We start from the raw sequence: 14850 nt of genomic DNA on the forward strand, positions 1-14850 counted from the left end.
CCTTCCAAGCTGGGGCTGGCGCCTTCTGGACGTACACCGTCAGGGGAGCAGGGACACCGCGAGCCTGCCCGTCCCGGCGCGCGGAGGACGCGCCCCGTGCTTATCCGGACGGGGATGGACGATTGGATCCAACGCCACGCGGACCGGGTGAGGACAGCCGAGGAGGCCCTGCGCGCCGTCCTGCCGGGGAGGCGCATCCTCATCGGTTCGGGCGCCGCCGAGCCGGTGACGCTGGTGCGGGCCCTGGTGGACGAGCGCGGCCCCTACCTTTCGGACAACGAGGTGGTGCACCTGCTGACGCTGGGGCCCGCGCCCTACGTGGAGCCCTCGCAGGCCGGGCGCTTCCGCCACGTCGCCTTCTTCATCGGGCCCAACGTGCGGCAGGCCGTGCAGGAGGGGCGGGCGGACTTCATGCCGGTGTTCCTCTCCGAAATCCCGGAGCTCATCCGGAGCCGGAAGATCCGCATCGACGTGGCGCTCATCCAGGTCAGTCCTCCGGATGCCCACGGCTACGTCAGCCTGGGCGTCTCCGTGGACATCGTGCGCGCCGCGGTGGACGCGGCCTCGCTCATCATCGCGGAGGTCAACCCGAACATGCCGCGCACGCACGGGGACTCGTTCCTGGACGTGCGCCGCATCCACCACCTGGTGCCGGTGACGCTCCCGTTGTTGGAGGTCCATCCCGAGCCACCCGACGCGGTGTCCCGGAGCATCGGGGCGCACGTCGCCCGGCTCATCCCGGACGGCGCCACGTTGCAGTCGGGCATCGGGAGGATCCCGGACGCGGTCCTGGCGGAGTTGGTGAACCACCACGACCTGGGTATCCACACGGAGATGCTCTCCGACGGCGTCATGCACCTGGTGGAGGCGGGCGTCATCACCGGACGAAGGAAGACGGTGCTCGCGGGCAAGCTCGTCACGTCGTTCATCATGGGCAGCCAGCGGCTCTACGCCTGGGCGCATGACCACCCCGCCATCGAGATGCGGCCGAGCGACGACACGAACGACCCGGCGGTGGTGGCGCGCAACGCCCGGATGGTCGCCATCAACTCCGCCCTGGCGGTGGACCTCACCGGCCAGGTGGCGGCCGACACGCTGGGCGGGTGCTTCTACTCCGGCATCGGCGGGCAGGTGGATTTCATCCGGGGCGCGAGCCGCAGTCCCGGAGGCCGGGCCATCATCGCGCTCCCCTCCACGGCGCAGGGAGGCACGGTGAGCCGCATCCAGCTGGCGCTGGAGCCCGGCACCGGCGTGGTGACGAGCCGGGGGGACGTCCACTCCGTCGTCACGGAGTACGGCGTCGCGGAGCTCTGGGGGAAGAGCATCCGTGAGCGCGCGCTCGCGCTCATCAACGTCGCCCACCCGGACTTCCGGGCGGAGCTTCTGGCCGCGGCCAAGGGACGCCGCTGGGTGCTGCCGGACCAGGTGGTCCCCCACGCGCGCTACCCCTGGGCGGAGGAGCGGCTGGAGCACACGCTGTCGCACGACGCGCTGGTCGTCCGCGCGGCCCGCATCACCGACGAGCGCGCCCTGCAGGACCTGCTGTACGGCCTGTCGCGCGAGAGCTGCTACCGGCGCTTCATGGGCTTCAAGAAGGAGCACCCGCACGAGGAGATCCAACGGCTGGTGGACCTGGACTTCGAGCACGACATGGCCCTGGTCGCATGTCCGCCCGGCACGGAGGAGGTGGTGGGCGTGGTGCACTACATCGTGGACCCGGCGACGCGCCTGGCGGACGTGTCCTTCGTGGTCCGCGACGACTGGCAGGGGCGTGGCGTGGGGACGGTGCTGATGCGGCGCATCCGCGAGGCCGCCATGGCCCGGGGCATCCCCGGCTTCCAGGCGGATGTCCTGGTGACGAACACCTCCATGCTGGACGTCTTCCACGAAAGCGGCCTGCCCGTGCGCAGCCGCCGCGAGGACGGCATGTACCACCTGGAGCTGCTCTTCCCGGAGGCGCCCGCGCCGCCGGCCCCCGCACCCGGGTGAGGGGCCGCGCGCCGCCTGCCCCTGCCCGGAGCTCTTGCGCACTCCGCCGCCAGCCCCAACCGTTCCACGCAAGGGGGGCGCCCTCGCGGGCAGCGGGGCATGCGAAGCCCCTTGGGGGGCGTCATGGCCATCGTCGTCGGCACGGATTTCTCCGACCATGCCCGGGAGGCCGTCCGCGTCGCGGCAGCCATCGCGGAGCGGACGGGCACGCCGCTGGTGCTCGTGCACGCCGCGGAGCCCGGCATGCTCCGGCGCGACTGGCCGGCCGAGCACGGCAGCACCATCACGGAGCTCGAGAAGCGGCTCGCCGCCGAGGCCGACAGGTTGAGCCATCCAGGGCTGTCCGTGGAGCCCCAGGTGCTGCTGGGCATGCCGGACGAGGCGCTGGTCGAGCACGCCGCGAAACTCCAGGCGCGGATGATCATCACGGCGGCCCTGGGCTGGCGCTCGGAGAAGCGCTGGCGGCTGGGCGGCGTCCCGGCGCGCATCGCGCAGCTGTCGCGCTGCCCCTTCCTGATGGTCCGTCTGTCCGAGCCGTTCCTGGACTGGTGCCAGGCAAAGCGCCCGCTGCGGGTCGTCGTGGGTGATGACTTCTCGAACAGCGCGGAGGTCGCGCTGCGCTGGCTTCCGGAGCTGCGCCGGGTGGGGCCGGTCGAGCTGACGGTCGCCCACGTCTACAATCCGGCCACGGAGTACGGACGGCTCGGGTTGTACCGCGCGACCCCGGGGCCCGAGGGCATCGAGGCCATCCTCGAGCGGGACCTGCGGGAGCGCCTGACGCGCATCGGTGAGGCTGGTGCGGAGCTGCGGATGTCCTCCGACCACGGGAACGTGGCGGAGCCGCTCGCCAGGCTCGCGGAGGCGGCGCGTGCGGACCTCCTCCTCCTGGGCAGCCACCAGCGACGGGGGCTGCGGCGCGTGCGGCATGGCTCGGTGTCGCTCTCCGCCCTCCAGCTCGCGCCGGTGGCGGCGGTCGCCTGCGTCCCGTCCTGCGCGGCACGGGAGGCCGAAGCGGCCGTGGGCATCCCGTCCATCCAGCGCGTCCTCGTCTCGACGGACTTCTCGCCGCTGGCGAACCAGGCCATCCCCCACGCCCTGTCGCTCCTACCCCGGGGCGGAGAGCTCATCCTGGTGTATGTCATCGAGTCGCCCATCCCCGTCGTCTACGCGGACTTCTGGCCCGCGATGGCCCTGGGCATGGACGACGACGAGGCCGAGCTGCGGCGCCAGCTCGAGGCGCAGGTCCCCAGCGACGCGGCCGGCCGGGGCATCACCGTCCGGACGGAGCTGCTGTCCGGGGTCCACGCCGCGCAGGTGCTCTGCCAGGCGGCGGAGCGGTACGGGGCGGACATCTTCTGCATCAGCTCGCACGGGCGCACGGGTGTTCGCCGCGCGATGCTCGGCTCCGTGGCCCAGGAGGTGGTGGCTCGCAGCCGCCGGCCCGTGCTGGTGATCAAGCACCCCGTGCTGCCGTGATGGTGACGCCATGCTGAAGCCCTTCGAGGTCCACGTGCAGGCCAGCTCGCTGGAGTGCTTCCGGCCAAGGCTCACGGGGTTGGAGTGGGAGGCGCTCCAGGAGAACGCGGAGCAGGCCCGCGAGCGCATGGCGGGCCGCACCTTCTGGAATGTGAACTCCACGGCCCGGGGTGGAGGCGTGGCGGAGCTGCTGCCCCGGATGCTCGCCTACGCACGCGGGGCGGGTGTGGACACGCGCTGGATGGTGGTGCAGGGCACGCCCGCCTTCTTCCACGTCACCAAGCGGCTGCACCACGCGCTGCATGGCTCTCCAGGGGACGGCTCGGTCCTGGGGCCCGCCGAGCGCGCCTGCTACGCCGAGGTGCTCCGCGACAACGCGGAGGAGCTGCTCGTCCTGGTGCGGCCGGGGGACGTGGTGCTGCTGCACGACCCCCAGACCGCTGGGCTGGCCCCGACGCTTGCCGCGGCGGGCGCGCGCGTGGTCTGGCGCTGCCACATCGGGAGTGACACGCTCGATGCGGAGGTGGCGCGGGCGTGGGCGTTCCTCGCGCCGGACCTGGCCGCCGCTCGGCTCGCGGTCTTCTCCCGGGCCGCCTACGTGCCGCCCCTGCTCGCGGACCGGTCCGTCGTCATCCCGCCCTCCATCGACATCTTCGCGGTGAAGAACCAGCCCATGGCGCCGGAGGTCGCGCACGCCATCCTGGGGCACACGGGGCTCGTGGAGCTGACGCCGGACGCGCCCGAGCCCGTCTTCACCCGGATGGACGGGGTCCCGGCCCGCGTGTCGCGCGGGGCGGACATCGTGCGGCTGGGCGCGGCGCCCGCCCCCGGGACGCCGCTCGTGGTGCAGGTCTCCCGGTGGGACCCCCTGAAGGACCCAGCGGGGGTTCTGCGGGGCTTCGCGCTGCTCCTGCGGGAGTCGCCCGGCCTGCGCGCGGAGCTGGTCCTCGCCGGGCCTTCGGTGACGTCCGTCGCGGATGACCCGGAGGCGGCGGCGACGCTCGAGGCCGTCATCGCCGCGTGGCACGAGCAGCCGCACTTCCTGCGCCAGCGCGTCCACCTGGCGTGCCTGCCCATGGTGGACCCGGATGAGAACGCCGCCATCGTCAACGCGCTCCAGCGCCACGCGGCGGTGGTGGTGCAGAAGAGCCTGCGGGAGGGCTTCGGGCTCACCATCACGGAGGCCATGTGGAAGTCCCGGCCCGTGGTGGCGAGCGCGGTGGGCGGCCTCCAGGACCAGGTCCGCCACGAGGTGGACGGCCTGCTCGTGCGTGACCCCGGGGACCTGGCCGGGTTCGCCGCCGCGGTGCGAAGGCTGCTGGACGATCCCGTCCTCGCGGCCCGCCTGGGGACCCAGGCGCACGAACATGTCCGCACCCGCTTCACCGCCGCCCGCCACCTCACCGACTTCGTGGCCCTGCTCCAGGAACTGGACGTGCGCGCGGAGGCGAGCGACTGACGCCGGACACCCTCAGGTGGCGCTCACGCTCCGGCCCACCTCCCGCCGCCGCGAGCGCAGCCACTTCTCCAGGCCCACGACGGGCAGCACGCACGCGCCCACCAGCACCGACCGCGCGATGTCCCCCAGCGACAGCGGCGCGGAGCCGAAGAGGCGCTGGAAGAAGGGCACGTACATGAACGCGGCCTGGAGCAGCACCAGCGCGGCGATGCCCACGAACACGGTGGGGTTGCTCGCGAAGCCCACCTCGCGCGTGGAGCCCGTCAGCGTGCGGCTGAGCCACAGGTAGAAGATCTGGAAGCTGACCACGGTGTTGACGGCCATGGTGCGCGCCTCGGCCACGGCCTGGTCGTTGGGGACGCCGTGGGTGCCGCCCTGGCGCTTGAACTCCCAGAGGAACAGGCCGATGGCGCCCGCCGCCATCAGCAGCGCGACGAGCCCGGTGCGCATCACCACGAAGTGGCTCAGGACGGGTGTGTCCGGCGCGCGGGGCGGGCGGCGCATGACGTGGCGCTCCTTCGATTCGAAGGCCAGGGGCAGCGCCAGGGTGACGGTGGCCACCAGGTTGATCCACAACAGCTGCGTGGGGCGCATGGCCAGCAGCGGTTCGCGCACGCCGCCGGCCTCCTGAAGGGGAAAGAACGTCACGCCCAGCATGAGGATGAGGGCGAGCCCCAGGTTGGTGGGCAGCACGAAGGCGAGCGACTTGACGAGGTTGTCGTAGACGCGGCGGCCCTCCTCCACGGCGGCGACGATGGTGGCGAAGTTGTCATCCGTCAGCACCAGGTCCGCGGCCTCGCGGGACACGGCCGTGCCGGTGATGCCCATGGCCACGCCGATGTCCGCCTGCTTGAGCGCGGGCGCGTCGTTGACGCCGTCGCCCGTCATCGCCACCACGTGCCGCTGCGTCTGGAGCGCGCGCACCAGCCGCAGCTTGTGTTCGGGGGCCAGGCGCGCGAACACGTTCGTGTCCTTCACCGCCACGGCCAGCTCCGCGTCGCTCATTCCGGACAGGTGCGCGCCGGTGAGGCCCGGATGTCCCGGGGCGTGGAGGCCCAGTTGAAGACCGATGGCCTCCGCCGTGCCCGGATGGTCTCCGGTCATCATCTTCACGCGGATGCCGGCGGCGTGGCAGGCCTTCACGGAGGCCACGGCCTCCTCGCGGGGCGGGTCGATCATCCCCTGCAGACCCAGCAGCGCGAAGCCGTCCTCCACGTCCTGGGGCCGCAGCGCGTCCGCGCGGGACATGCGCTTGTGCGCGAAGGCGAGCACGCGCAGCCCCTGCCTCGCCATGCGCTCCACCTCCGCCAGCACGGCGTCCCGGTCCGTCTCCGGTCCGCAGCGGCGCAGCACGACTTCCGGGGCGCCTTTCATGAAGAGCTCGGCGTGCTCCGGGTCGCCCGCGTGGAGCGCGGCCATGAACTGGTGCTCGGATTCGAAGGGGATGGCGTCCAGGCGGGGATGGCGCTCGCGCAGCTCCGTCACGCCCAGGCCCGCCTTCTTCGCGGCGAAGAGCAGCGCGCCTTCCGTGGGGTCGCCCGTCATGCCCCAGCGTCCCTCCCGGGGCTGGAGGTCGGCCTCGTTGCAGAGCACGCCCGCGACGAGCAGCGTGCGCACGTCGTCGGGCGGCACGTCCAGGGGGCGCCCCGCGTGAAGCAGATCTCCCAAGGGGGAGTGGCCCACGCCGGTGAGCGCGTAGTGCCCGCGCCAGGTCCACAGCGCCTGCACGGTCATCTCGTTGCGGGTGAGGGTGCCGGTCTTGTCCGTGCAGATGACGGTGGTGCTGCCCAGGGTCTCCACGGCGGGCAGCTTGCGGATGACGGCGCGGCGGGACGCCATGCGTTGCACGCCAATGGCCAGGGCGATGGTGACGATGGCGGGCAGGCCCTCCGGGATGGCGGCCACGGCCAGGGTGATGGCCACCAGCACCGCGTCGCTGAAGGCATACCCCCGGAACATGCCCACCCCGAGCAGCACGGCGGACAGCACGACGATGCCCGCGCTGATGACGCGGCCCAGCCGGGCCAGCTCCCGCGTGAGCGGCGTGCTCAGGTCCGCGGCCTGCTCCATCAGATGGGAGATGCGGCCCAGCTCCGTGGCGCCGCCGGTGGCGACGACGACGGCGGTGGAGGTACCGGACGTCACCAGCGTGCCGCCGAAGGCAAGGCTCGCCCGGTCCCCCAGCTCCGCGTCCACGGTCACGGCCGCGACGTGCTTGCTCGACGGGACGGATTCACCGGTGAGCGCGGCCTCCTCCACCTGGAAGTTGCGGGAGCGCAAGAGGCGCAGGTCCGCGGGCACGCGGTCCCCCGACGCAAGCTGCACGACGTCACCGGGAACGAGCTCCGCCGCTGGCCGCACCACCAGGTGCCCGTCGCGCAGCACCTGCGCGGTCTCCGGCACCATGTGGTTCAGGGCCTCGATGGCGCGGCCCGCGCGGTACTCCTGCACGAAGCCGATGAGGGTGTTGAGGACCACGACGGCGGCCACGACGAGCCCGTCGGTCACCTTGCCCAGCAGGATGGCCAGGCCCGCGGAAGCGATGAGGACCCAGATGAGCGGGCTGTCGATCTGCCGCCACAGGAGCTTCCACGCGCTGTCCGGCCGCGAGCGCTCCAGCACATTGGGGCCATGGCGCGCGAGCCGTTCCCGGGCCGCTTCCTCTGTCAGCCCCTGGGGCGCGCTGGAGAGCCGCTCCAGCACTGCGTCCGGGAGAAGCGCATGCCAGGGGACGGAAGGCGCGTCGGGGGCGCGAAGCCCTGCCTGCTTCCTCGGCTGTGACGGCTCCTGCATGGCGTGCCTCCCCTGGGGAAGCTGGCCACGGGCAGGGCCGCCCGTCAGCGGGAGGCGGGCCTTGCCGCGCAGGACACCGGGCGCTCCCACGCGCGCCGGTAATCCTGTGCTCAATCCGTCACGCGCTCGAACGACACCCCCAGGTTTCCGATCGCTTCGAGGGCGTTCTTGACGTCTTCCGAGACGATGAACGCAACCTTGAACTTCTTCAGCCGGAAGACCTGGGCGCCCTCGGTCTTCGAAGGGGCGATTCGCAGTCCGTAGATCCAGTTGTACTCCCCTTCGAATTCAGGGGGGTGGGCGCCCTCTTCGTAGTGATGCACCTCCCGGCACCGTGCCACGTCGATGCAATCAATCACCTGGGTGGCATTGACGACGAAGAACGGGTCGGCTTCTCCCTCGATGGAAACCGGGAAGAGCTGCACGTCACCGGGTGCGAGAGTCCTGAAGACGGTGGCGACGGCTTCGCTGACGATGGGTGTTTCCTCAATCGAAGAGAATACGAAGTCTCGCCTGGTGCCAGGATGTGCGAACCGTGCCTTGAGGGGGCCAGGGTCGGTGAGGATGCGACCATCTACAAACATCCAAGGCTCGTCAAACGACTCACCCGAATCCCGTGTCGGCGTCGCAAGGAGCCACTGGGGTACACCGCCAAGTCTCACCCAATAAAAATACCGTTCCACCTCATCCCTCCCCCTTCACAATGAGACGCCGCAACGGAGAGTCCGACGTCAGAAGCTCGTTGGCTATCTTCGCAAGTTCCTCCATCAAACTGGCCCGACAGGTCTCAGTCGTCCGGCATCGGGTAACCGAACGATTGAGGCGCTGAAGTACCTCTGTATGGTAGCTCTCGGGGTGCGGCCCTTCATGACCCTTGAGCCGTATCTTGTTGGCAGCATCTTCGAGGGTCATCCCGGCCTTCTTGAAGACCTCCTCGCACTTCGGCGTCCAGGGACCGCCAGTAGCATCGGAGATGGGGTTCTTGTTCGTGCGGATGTGATGAACCGGCCCCGTCTCGTCACCGGGAAACCGCCCCTCTCCATACATCGCCAGTGCCGCCGCGGCTCCCGGAGCCAGTGCCACATTCAGCACTCCCGCAGCGGGCAGCGCGATGGAAGTCACGCCGCCATTCAGTGCCTCTCCAAGCTGGAATCCCGCTTCGGCTTGTCCTCGGAGCGCAGCCTGGGGGAATCCCGGGAGCCTGGGGCCCTGGGCCGCCATCGCATTCCTTCCGCCCAGGGCCGCGGTGACGAACAACACCAGGACACGCGTCCCGTTCGTGCCGAGCACCTTCCCGAAGCGATGGCCGATGTCCTGCAACTCGATGACGCTCGTTGCCGTCCCTGCGTCGTCCCACAGCCGCACGAAGCCCCGGCCCATCTCCCAGACCGGCACCACCCCGAGGTAGGCCACCATCGCCGCGGTCAGTGCCACCGCGATGACCTTCGTGACGGGTTCGGGCAGCGTCATCGTGAGCTGCGTGAGGGCCGCCTCGAACGCATCCTCACTCACCTGGACCGGATCCACATCCAGGGATTCGTGGACCACGTGCCTGCCGTTCCCCACGTCGAGATGGACAACGCGAGTGGTCGCACACCCTCCCATCAAAAGCAGCCACAGGATAAGCCAGACTGATTGCATGGAACTCCCAGAAGCCGGCCCCTCTGGAAATCAGGAGGCGAGGCATCCTCACTTCTGGGTTTTCGGTTTTCAGTGATTTGCTCGATTTACAGGTGGAGAGCGCGCGTTCAGTCGGAAGCGGGGGCAGATCCTCCCACCCCTCGGGACACTCCCGCCGGCTGTCCGCCAGGGCACCTCGGGTGCGACTTCCGCCTGCCTCCCGCGAGGCAATCTCCCTTTGAAATTCAGGGCGCCTTCCCGTAGTTTCCCCCGCGACTTCGAGGAGCGTTGCGAGGCCTTCCCGGCCCCAGGCTCGAAGCCGAATGACCCAACGGCGCTCACCTGAACGCGTTTCTTGCGAGGGTGAGGCGGCCTTTCTTTCCAGGGCACGGCCGCTCCCTTGCCAGCAGGCGCGCCACCTGGATCCGGAGCCACACCATGACCGCGGTTACCCAGAAGCAGAATCAGGACTACGCCATCGCCGACCTCAAGCTCGCCAGCTGGGGCCGCAAGGAGATCCGCATCGCCGAGAGCGAGATGCCCGCGCTCATGGCGATCCGCGAGGAGTACGCGAAGCAGCAGCCGCTCAAGGGCGCTCGCGTCACGGGCTCGCTGCACATGACCATCCAGACGGCCGTGCTGGTGGAGACGCTCCAGGCGCTGGGCGCGCAGGTGCGCTGGGCCTCGTGCAACATCTTCTCCACGCAGGACCACGCCGCCGCCGCGCTGGTGGAGGCCGGCACCCCGGTGTTCGCGCACAAGGGCGAGTCCCTCAAGGAGTACTGGGACTTCACCCACCGCATCTTCGAGTTCGGCCCCGCCGGCAGCGACCACGAGGGTCCGAACATGATCCTCGACGACGGCGGTGACGCCACGCTGCTCATGCACCTGGGCAAGCGCGCGGAGAAGGACCTGTCCGTCATCGCGAACCCCCAGAGCGAGGAGGAGCGCGAGCTGTACGCCTCCATCAAGGCCAAGCTCGCCGAGGACGCCACCTGGTACTCGCGCAAGAGCGCCAAGATCATGGGCGTCACCGAGGAGACGACCACGGGCGTGCACCGCCTCCAGGAGATGTCCGCCAAGGGCACGCTCCTGTTCCGCGCCATCAACGTCAACGACAGCGTGACGAAGAGCAAGTTCGACAACCTCTACGGCTGCCGTGAGTCCCTGGTGGACGGCATCAAGCGCGCCACGGACGTGATGGTGGCCGGGAAGATCGCCGTCGTCGCGGGCTACGGCGACGTGGGCAAGGGCTCCGCGCAGGCCCTGCGCGCGCTGTCCGCCCAGGTGTGGGTGACGGAAATCGACCCCATCTGCGCGCTCCAGGCCGCGATGGAGGGCTACCGCGTCGTGACCATGGATTACGCCGCGGACAAGGCGGACATCTTCGTCACCGCCACGGGCAACAAGTCCGTCATCACCCATGAGCACATGGCCAAGATGAAGGACCAGGCCATCGTCTGCAACATCGGCCACTTCGACAATGAAATCGAGGTCGCCTCCCTGGAGCAGTACAAGTGGGAGGAGATCAAGCCCCAGGTCGACCACATCATCTTCCCGGACAACAAGCGCATCATCCTGCTGGCCAAGGGCCGTCTGGTGAACCTGGGCTGCGGCACCGGTCACCCCAGCTACGTGATGTCCAGCTCCTTCGCGAACCAGACCATCGCGCAGATCGAGCTGTACTCGCACAGCGACAAGTACCAGGTGGGCAAGGTGTACGTGCTGCCCAAGCACCTGGACGAGAAGGTCGCCCGGCTCCAGCTCAAGAAGCTCAACGCCCAGCTCACCGAGCTCACCCCCGAGCAGGCGAACTACATCGGCGTGGAGAAGAGCGGCCCCTACAAGCAGGACACCTACCGCTACTAAGCGGCGCGTCCTGACCTGACACATCCGGGGCACCGTGGGCCTTCAAGAGCCCGCGGTGCCCTTCGTGTTTTCAGAACAGCCGGTTGAGGCCGTTGAGCGCCGCCACGCGGTACGCCTCCGCCATGGTGGGGTAGTTGAAGGTCGTGTTGATGAAGTAGTCGATGCCGTTGCCCGGCCAGTCCTGCGCCATGATGGCCTGGCCGATGTGGATGATTTCGGAGGCGTTGTCCCCGAAGCAGTGGATGCCGAGAATCTCTCGCGTCTCCCGGTGGAACAGCAGCTTCAGCATGCCCACGGTGCGGCCCGTTATCTGCGCGCGCGCCAGGCTCTTGAAGAAGGCGTGGCCCACTTCATAGGGGACGCCCGCCTGGGTGAGCTCGCGTTCCGTGCGGCCCAGGCTGCTGATTTCAGGGCTGGTGTAGATGCCGGTGGGGATGTCCTTCACCAGCTTGTGCTCCATCCGCCCCTCCACGATGTGCGTGGCGGCGAAGCGGCCCTGGTCATAGGAAGCACTCGCCAGGGACGGGGCGCCCACCACGTCACCCACCGCGTAGATGTGGGGCACGGACGTCTGGTAGCCGTCGTTCACCTGGATGCACCCGCGCGAGTCCACCGCGATGCCCAGCGCCTCCAGCCCCAGGTCCTGGCTGTTGCCGGAGCGGCCGTTGGCCCAGAGGAAGACGTCCGCCTTCAGCCGCTTGCCGCTCTTGAGCTGGAGCACCACGCTGTCGTCGTGCGGCTCCACGGAGACCATCTCCTCCTGGTGGCGGATGAGCACGCCCTGTTCCCGCAGGTGGTAGGAGAGGGCGTCTGAGATTTCGTCGTCCAGGAAGGACAGGAGCCGGTCGCGCGTGTTCACCAGGTCCACCTTCACGCCGAGCATCCGGAACATGGAGGCGTACTCGCAGCCGATGACGCCCGCGCCGTAGATGATCATCGACAGCGGGGACTCGCGCAGCTTGAGGATGGTGTCCGAGTCGAAGATGCGCGGGTGGCGGAAGTCCACGCCCGCGGGCCGATAGGGCCTCGAGCCCGTGGCGATGACGAAGGCGTCCGCGTTGAGCAGCTCCACGGAGCCGCGCGGCTCGGTGACTTCCACGGTGTGCGCGTCCCGGAACTTCGCGCGGCCCACCACCAGCTCCACCCGGTTTCGCTCGTAGAAGGTGGTGCGCAGCTGCACCTGCTTGGACACGACGGTGGTCGCCACGCGCATCATGTCCTTGAGCGTGGTGTGGCGGGCCAGCTCCGCCCGCATCTCCGGGTGGTCGTGCTGCACGTCCAACAGCCGCTGGATGGCGTGGCGCAGGGCCTTGGAGGGGATGGTGGCGGTGTGGGTGCAGGCGCCGCCCACCAGGGCTCCCTGCTCCACGGTGCACACCTTGCGGCCGGACTTCACCGCCTTCATCGAAGCCCCTTCACCACCGGGACCGGAGCCGAGGACCACCACGTCGAACCGCCGAGCGCTCATGGGTCCGGAGTGTTCCCCCAACCCCGTCCCCGAGGGAAGAAATCACCTCGGGGACGGGCACTGCTTCACACATCAGGTTCGCGGGACGGCTTCAGTAGGACGCCTGAAGCGTCAGCCCGGCGTAGTCCGTGTAGCCCTTGATCATCACGTGGTAGACGCCCGCGACGGGGCTGTTGATGAGGCACGACTCCGTGTTGCCGCCCGTCAGGGGGCGGCAGTCGTAGACGGAGTCCTCGGGCTTCGAGCCCTGGCGCACGTACAGGTCCGCGTCGCCCGTGCCGAACATCGTCTGCACGAGCAGCGAGGTCTTCCCGGCCGGCACGGTGATGGTCCAGTAGCGGTACGACCCCTGCGCGCCCGACAGGCCCGTCACCGGGACGTTGTTCGTCAGCGTGCCGGTGCCCGGGTTCCCCGTGCCGCCGGTGGTGTAGTACCCGCGCAGGGCCGCGCCGGTGAGCGTCATGTAGGAGTCCGCGTTGTACACGCGGACATGCCAGGTGCCCGCCGCGGGATTGGTGACCGAGCACGACTGGTTGTTGCCTCCGCCCGTGGTGCCTTTGCAGTCATAGGACGCCAGGGTGGGGGAGCTGCCTCGCTTCGCGTAGAGGTGGGCCATTCCACCGGAGCCGAGATAGGTATTGAACGCGAGGCTCGTGACCCCCGACGGGACTTCGAGCGTGTAGTCGCAGGAGAAGGTCCCGGGAGCCGCGCTCAAGCCGTAGGTGGTCGAGTTGTTGGTGATGGGGCTGGTGCTGGTGCAGCCCGGCTGACCGGTGGTCAGGGTGTAGGTGCCCGTGATGGTCGCGCCGGAGAACGTGCTGTAGCCATACATCCGGGCGTAGTAGACGCCGGACGACGTCACCGTGAGGGCGCAGCTCTCCGTGTTGGAGCTGCCGGCCGACTTGCAGTCGTTCGTCGCTGCCGAAGGAGTGCTTCCCCGGAGCACGTACAGGTCGCCGTCGCCGGTGCCTCCGCTGGTGGTGAATTCCACGCGGGTGGCCCCGGTGGGCACAGAGAGTTTGTAGATGCAGGACCAGGCGCCTGCCTCCTGGCCCACGCCGGATGCCGGCACGCCGTTGCTCAGCGTGGTGGTGCTGGTGCAGTCCACGGCCTCGGCCTGGAGCCGCCGCTCCGGCGGCGGGCCCTTCTCCACCACCGGGTCCTGTTCAACGACTTCTCCCGCCGGCGCTTCGATGGCGCCCTCTTCCAGGGCTCCGGTGGGCGTCTCCAGCTCCGCGCCACAGCCCGTCAGCGCGCACGTCAGCCACATCGCCGCCAAAGACTTCAGTCCAAGACGATTCAAGATGTTCCTCGGTTTGTGAGAACGCTTGTCGCCCGGGGCGGCGAAAGCCTGTCGCCGCCAGGCCCGGACAGTACGCAAGCTATCAAGCGTGTCTGACATTCCGCGTGAGGACGGCCCGCACGGAGGGCGCGGGCTGGAAGCTGGAGCCGGGCGGGCTTCTCAGGGCGAGCGGAAGAGGCTCTCGCCGCGGGCCAGGCGCTCGCGGGCCGCTCTCGCGTCCAGCTTGATGATGGCCTTCGGGTCCTCATCCGCCTGCTCCTCCGCGGAGAGGGAATCCCATTCCTCCAGGTCGAGGACCTCTGGAACGACAAGCGTGCGCAGGTCGGGAGGGTTCTGCGATTTGATGACCTTGCGGCCGTTCATCACGTAATGCGTGAGGTGTTTCACATGCAGCTGGGACGCGTCTCCAAAGAGGGTGAGCCACGCGCCGGAGCCGGAGTCGACGACCTCCGCCTCCACCACTCCCGCCGCGTACGTCACGCTGTCCATCGAGGTCGCGACGAGCGTCTCCTTCACGCGCAGCGTCCCGGTGCAGACGAAGGTGAAGCCCACGCCGACGAAGAGGTTGCGGCACGTGACATCGCCGAACACGACGAGGACGCCCTCGTCATGCCTGTCGGCTTCCACCAGCACGTTGCCTTCGACGTCCAGGTTCCCCATCACCAGCGTGTAGGCGTTGGGTGGCCGCCAGGGAGCGGCGCCCGTCTCCTTCACCTCCGCGGGCTGGGCCCAGGGCTCCTCCACGTCGAGGGTGAACAGGTCCTCGACGAACTTGCGCAGCGCTTCGGGCGCGGACTGGAGCTGGGGCGGTGCGGTGGGCCTGGGCGGCATGGGCGGTCTTCCTTCCAGTGAGGGGATCCTGGCCTCCTCCTG

At 69.4% G+C, this 14850-nt stretch carries 10 protein-coding genes and 1 riboswitch; of the genes, 4 read left to right on the plus strand and 6 right to left on the minus strand.

Going from position 1 to position 14850, the window contains the following annotated elements; all coding sequences use genetic code 11:
* The first annotated feature begins 96 nt into the window (after positions 1–96).
* From D7X30_RS04675 to D7X30_RS04685, 3 genes are all read left to right on the plus strand, one after another.
* Positions 97–1989 (plus strand): bifunctional acetyl-CoA hydrolase/transferase family protein/GNAT family N-acetyltransferase, encoded by a 1893-nt coding sequence (locus tag D7X30_RS04675; protein ID WP_233591378.1) that lies wholly within the window; start codon positions 97–99, stop codon positions 1987–1989.
* 123 nt (positions 1990–2112) lie between these two features.
* Positions 2113–3465: a universal stress protein gene (locus D7X30_RS04680; protein ID WP_121713144.1), complete on the plus strand. Its 1353-nt coding sequence runs from the start codon at positions 2113–2115 to the stop codon at positions 3463–3465.
* A 10-nt stretch (positions 3466–3475) separates the two neighbouring features.
* The gene (locus D7X30_RS04685) at positions 3476–4924 is read left to right on the plus strand and encodes a glycosyltransferase (protein WP_120561577.1); all 1449 of its coding nucleotides are present in this window, start codon (positions 3476–3478) and stop codon (positions 4922–4924) included.
* Between the two features lie 12 nt (positions 4925–4936).
* Here the strand turns inward: D7X30_RS04685 and D7X30_RS04690 are convergent, their stop codons facing one another.
* From D7X30_RS04690 to D7X30_RS04700, 3 genes are all read right to left on the minus strand, one after another.
* Entirely contained in the window at positions 4937–7717 is a 2781-nt protein-coding gene (locus D7X30_RS04690) for an HAD-IC family P-type ATPase (RefSeq protein WP_120561578.1), read from the minus strand.
* Between the two features lie 110 nt (positions 7718–7827).
* Positions 7828–8400: an imm11 family protein gene (locus tag D7X30_RS04695; protein ID WP_199724163.1), complete on the minus strand. Its 573-nt coding sequence runs from the start codon at positions 8398–8400 to the stop codon at positions 7828–7830.
* 1 nt (position 8401) lies between these two features.
* On the minus strand, positions 8402–9358 hold the full coding sequence (locus D7X30_RS04700; RefSeq protein ID WP_120561579.1) for an AHH domain-containing protein: 957 nt from the start codon (positions 9356–9358) through the stop codon (positions 8402–8404).
* Between the two features lie 253 nt (positions 9359–9611).
* Positions 9612–9684: riboswitch (S-adenosyl-L-homocysteine riboswitch) on the plus strand.
* 91 nt (positions 9685–9775) lie between these two features.
* On the opposite strand from D7X30_RS04700, the gene ahcY reads away from it, so the two are divergent.
* Positions 9776–11206, plus strand: a complete 1431-nt coding sequence (gene ahcY, locus D7X30_RS04705; protein WP_120561580.1) for an adenosylhomocysteinase — start codon at positions 9776–9778, stop codon at positions 11204–11206.
* 70 nt (positions 11207–11276) lie between these two features.
* Here ahcY and sthA read toward each other — a convergent pair whose 3' ends face one another.
* From sthA to D7X30_RS04720, 3 genes are all read right to left on the minus strand, one after another.
* A complete protein-coding gene (gene sthA, locus D7X30_RS04710) occupies positions 11277–12674 on the minus strand; it encodes a Si-specific NAD(P)(+) transhydrogenase (protein WP_120561581.1) in 1398 nt (465 codons plus the stop codon).
* Between the two features lie 91 nt (positions 12675–12765).
* On the minus strand, positions 12766–13977 hold the full coding sequence (locus tag D7X30_RS04715; protein ID WP_158619204.1) for a PPC domain-containing protein: 1212 nt from the start codon (positions 13975–13977) through the stop codon (positions 12766–12768).
* Between the two features lie 159 nt (positions 13978–14136).
* Positions 14137–14808, minus strand: coding sequence for a hypothetical protein (locus D7X30_RS04720; protein ID WP_120561583.1), 672 nt, complete (start codon positions 14806–14808; stop codon positions 14137–14139).
* Positions 14809–14850 lie beyond the last annotated feature (42 nt).

It is taken from the genome of Corallococcus sp. AB011P (assembly GCF_003611605.1).
GTDB lineage: Bacteria > Myxococcota > Myxococcia > Myxococcales > Myxococcaceae > Corallococcus > Corallococcus coralloides.

Coding starts and splice junctions, on each gene's coding strand:
- D7X30_RS04680 (WP_121713144.1), top strand. CDS start 2,113: ATGGCCATCGTCGTCGGCACGGATTTCTCCGACCATGCCCGGGAGGCC.
- D7X30_RS04720 (WP_120561583.1), bottom strand. CDS start 14,808: ATGCCGCCCAGGCCCACCGCACCGCCCCAGCTCCAGTCCGCGCCCGAA.
- ahcY (WP_120561580.1), top strand. CDS start 9,776: ATGACCGCGGTTACCCAGAAGCAGAATCAGGACTACGCCATCGCCGAC.
- D7X30_RS04700 (WP_120561579.1), bottom strand. CDS start 9,358: ATGCAATCAGTCTGGCTTATCCTGTGGCTGCTTTTGATGGGAGGGTGT.
- sthA (WP_120561581.1), bottom strand. CDS start 12,674: ATGAGCGCTCGGCGGTTCGACGTGGTGGTCCTCGGCTCCGGTCCCGGT.
- D7X30_RS04690 (WP_120561578.1), bottom strand. CDS start 7,717: ATGCAGGAGCCGTCACAGCCGAGGAAGCAGGCAGGGCTTCGCGCCCCC.
- D7X30_RS04685 (WP_120561577.1), top strand. CDS start 3,476: ATGCTGAAGCCCTTCGAGGTCCACGTGCAGGCCAGCTCGCTGGAGTGC.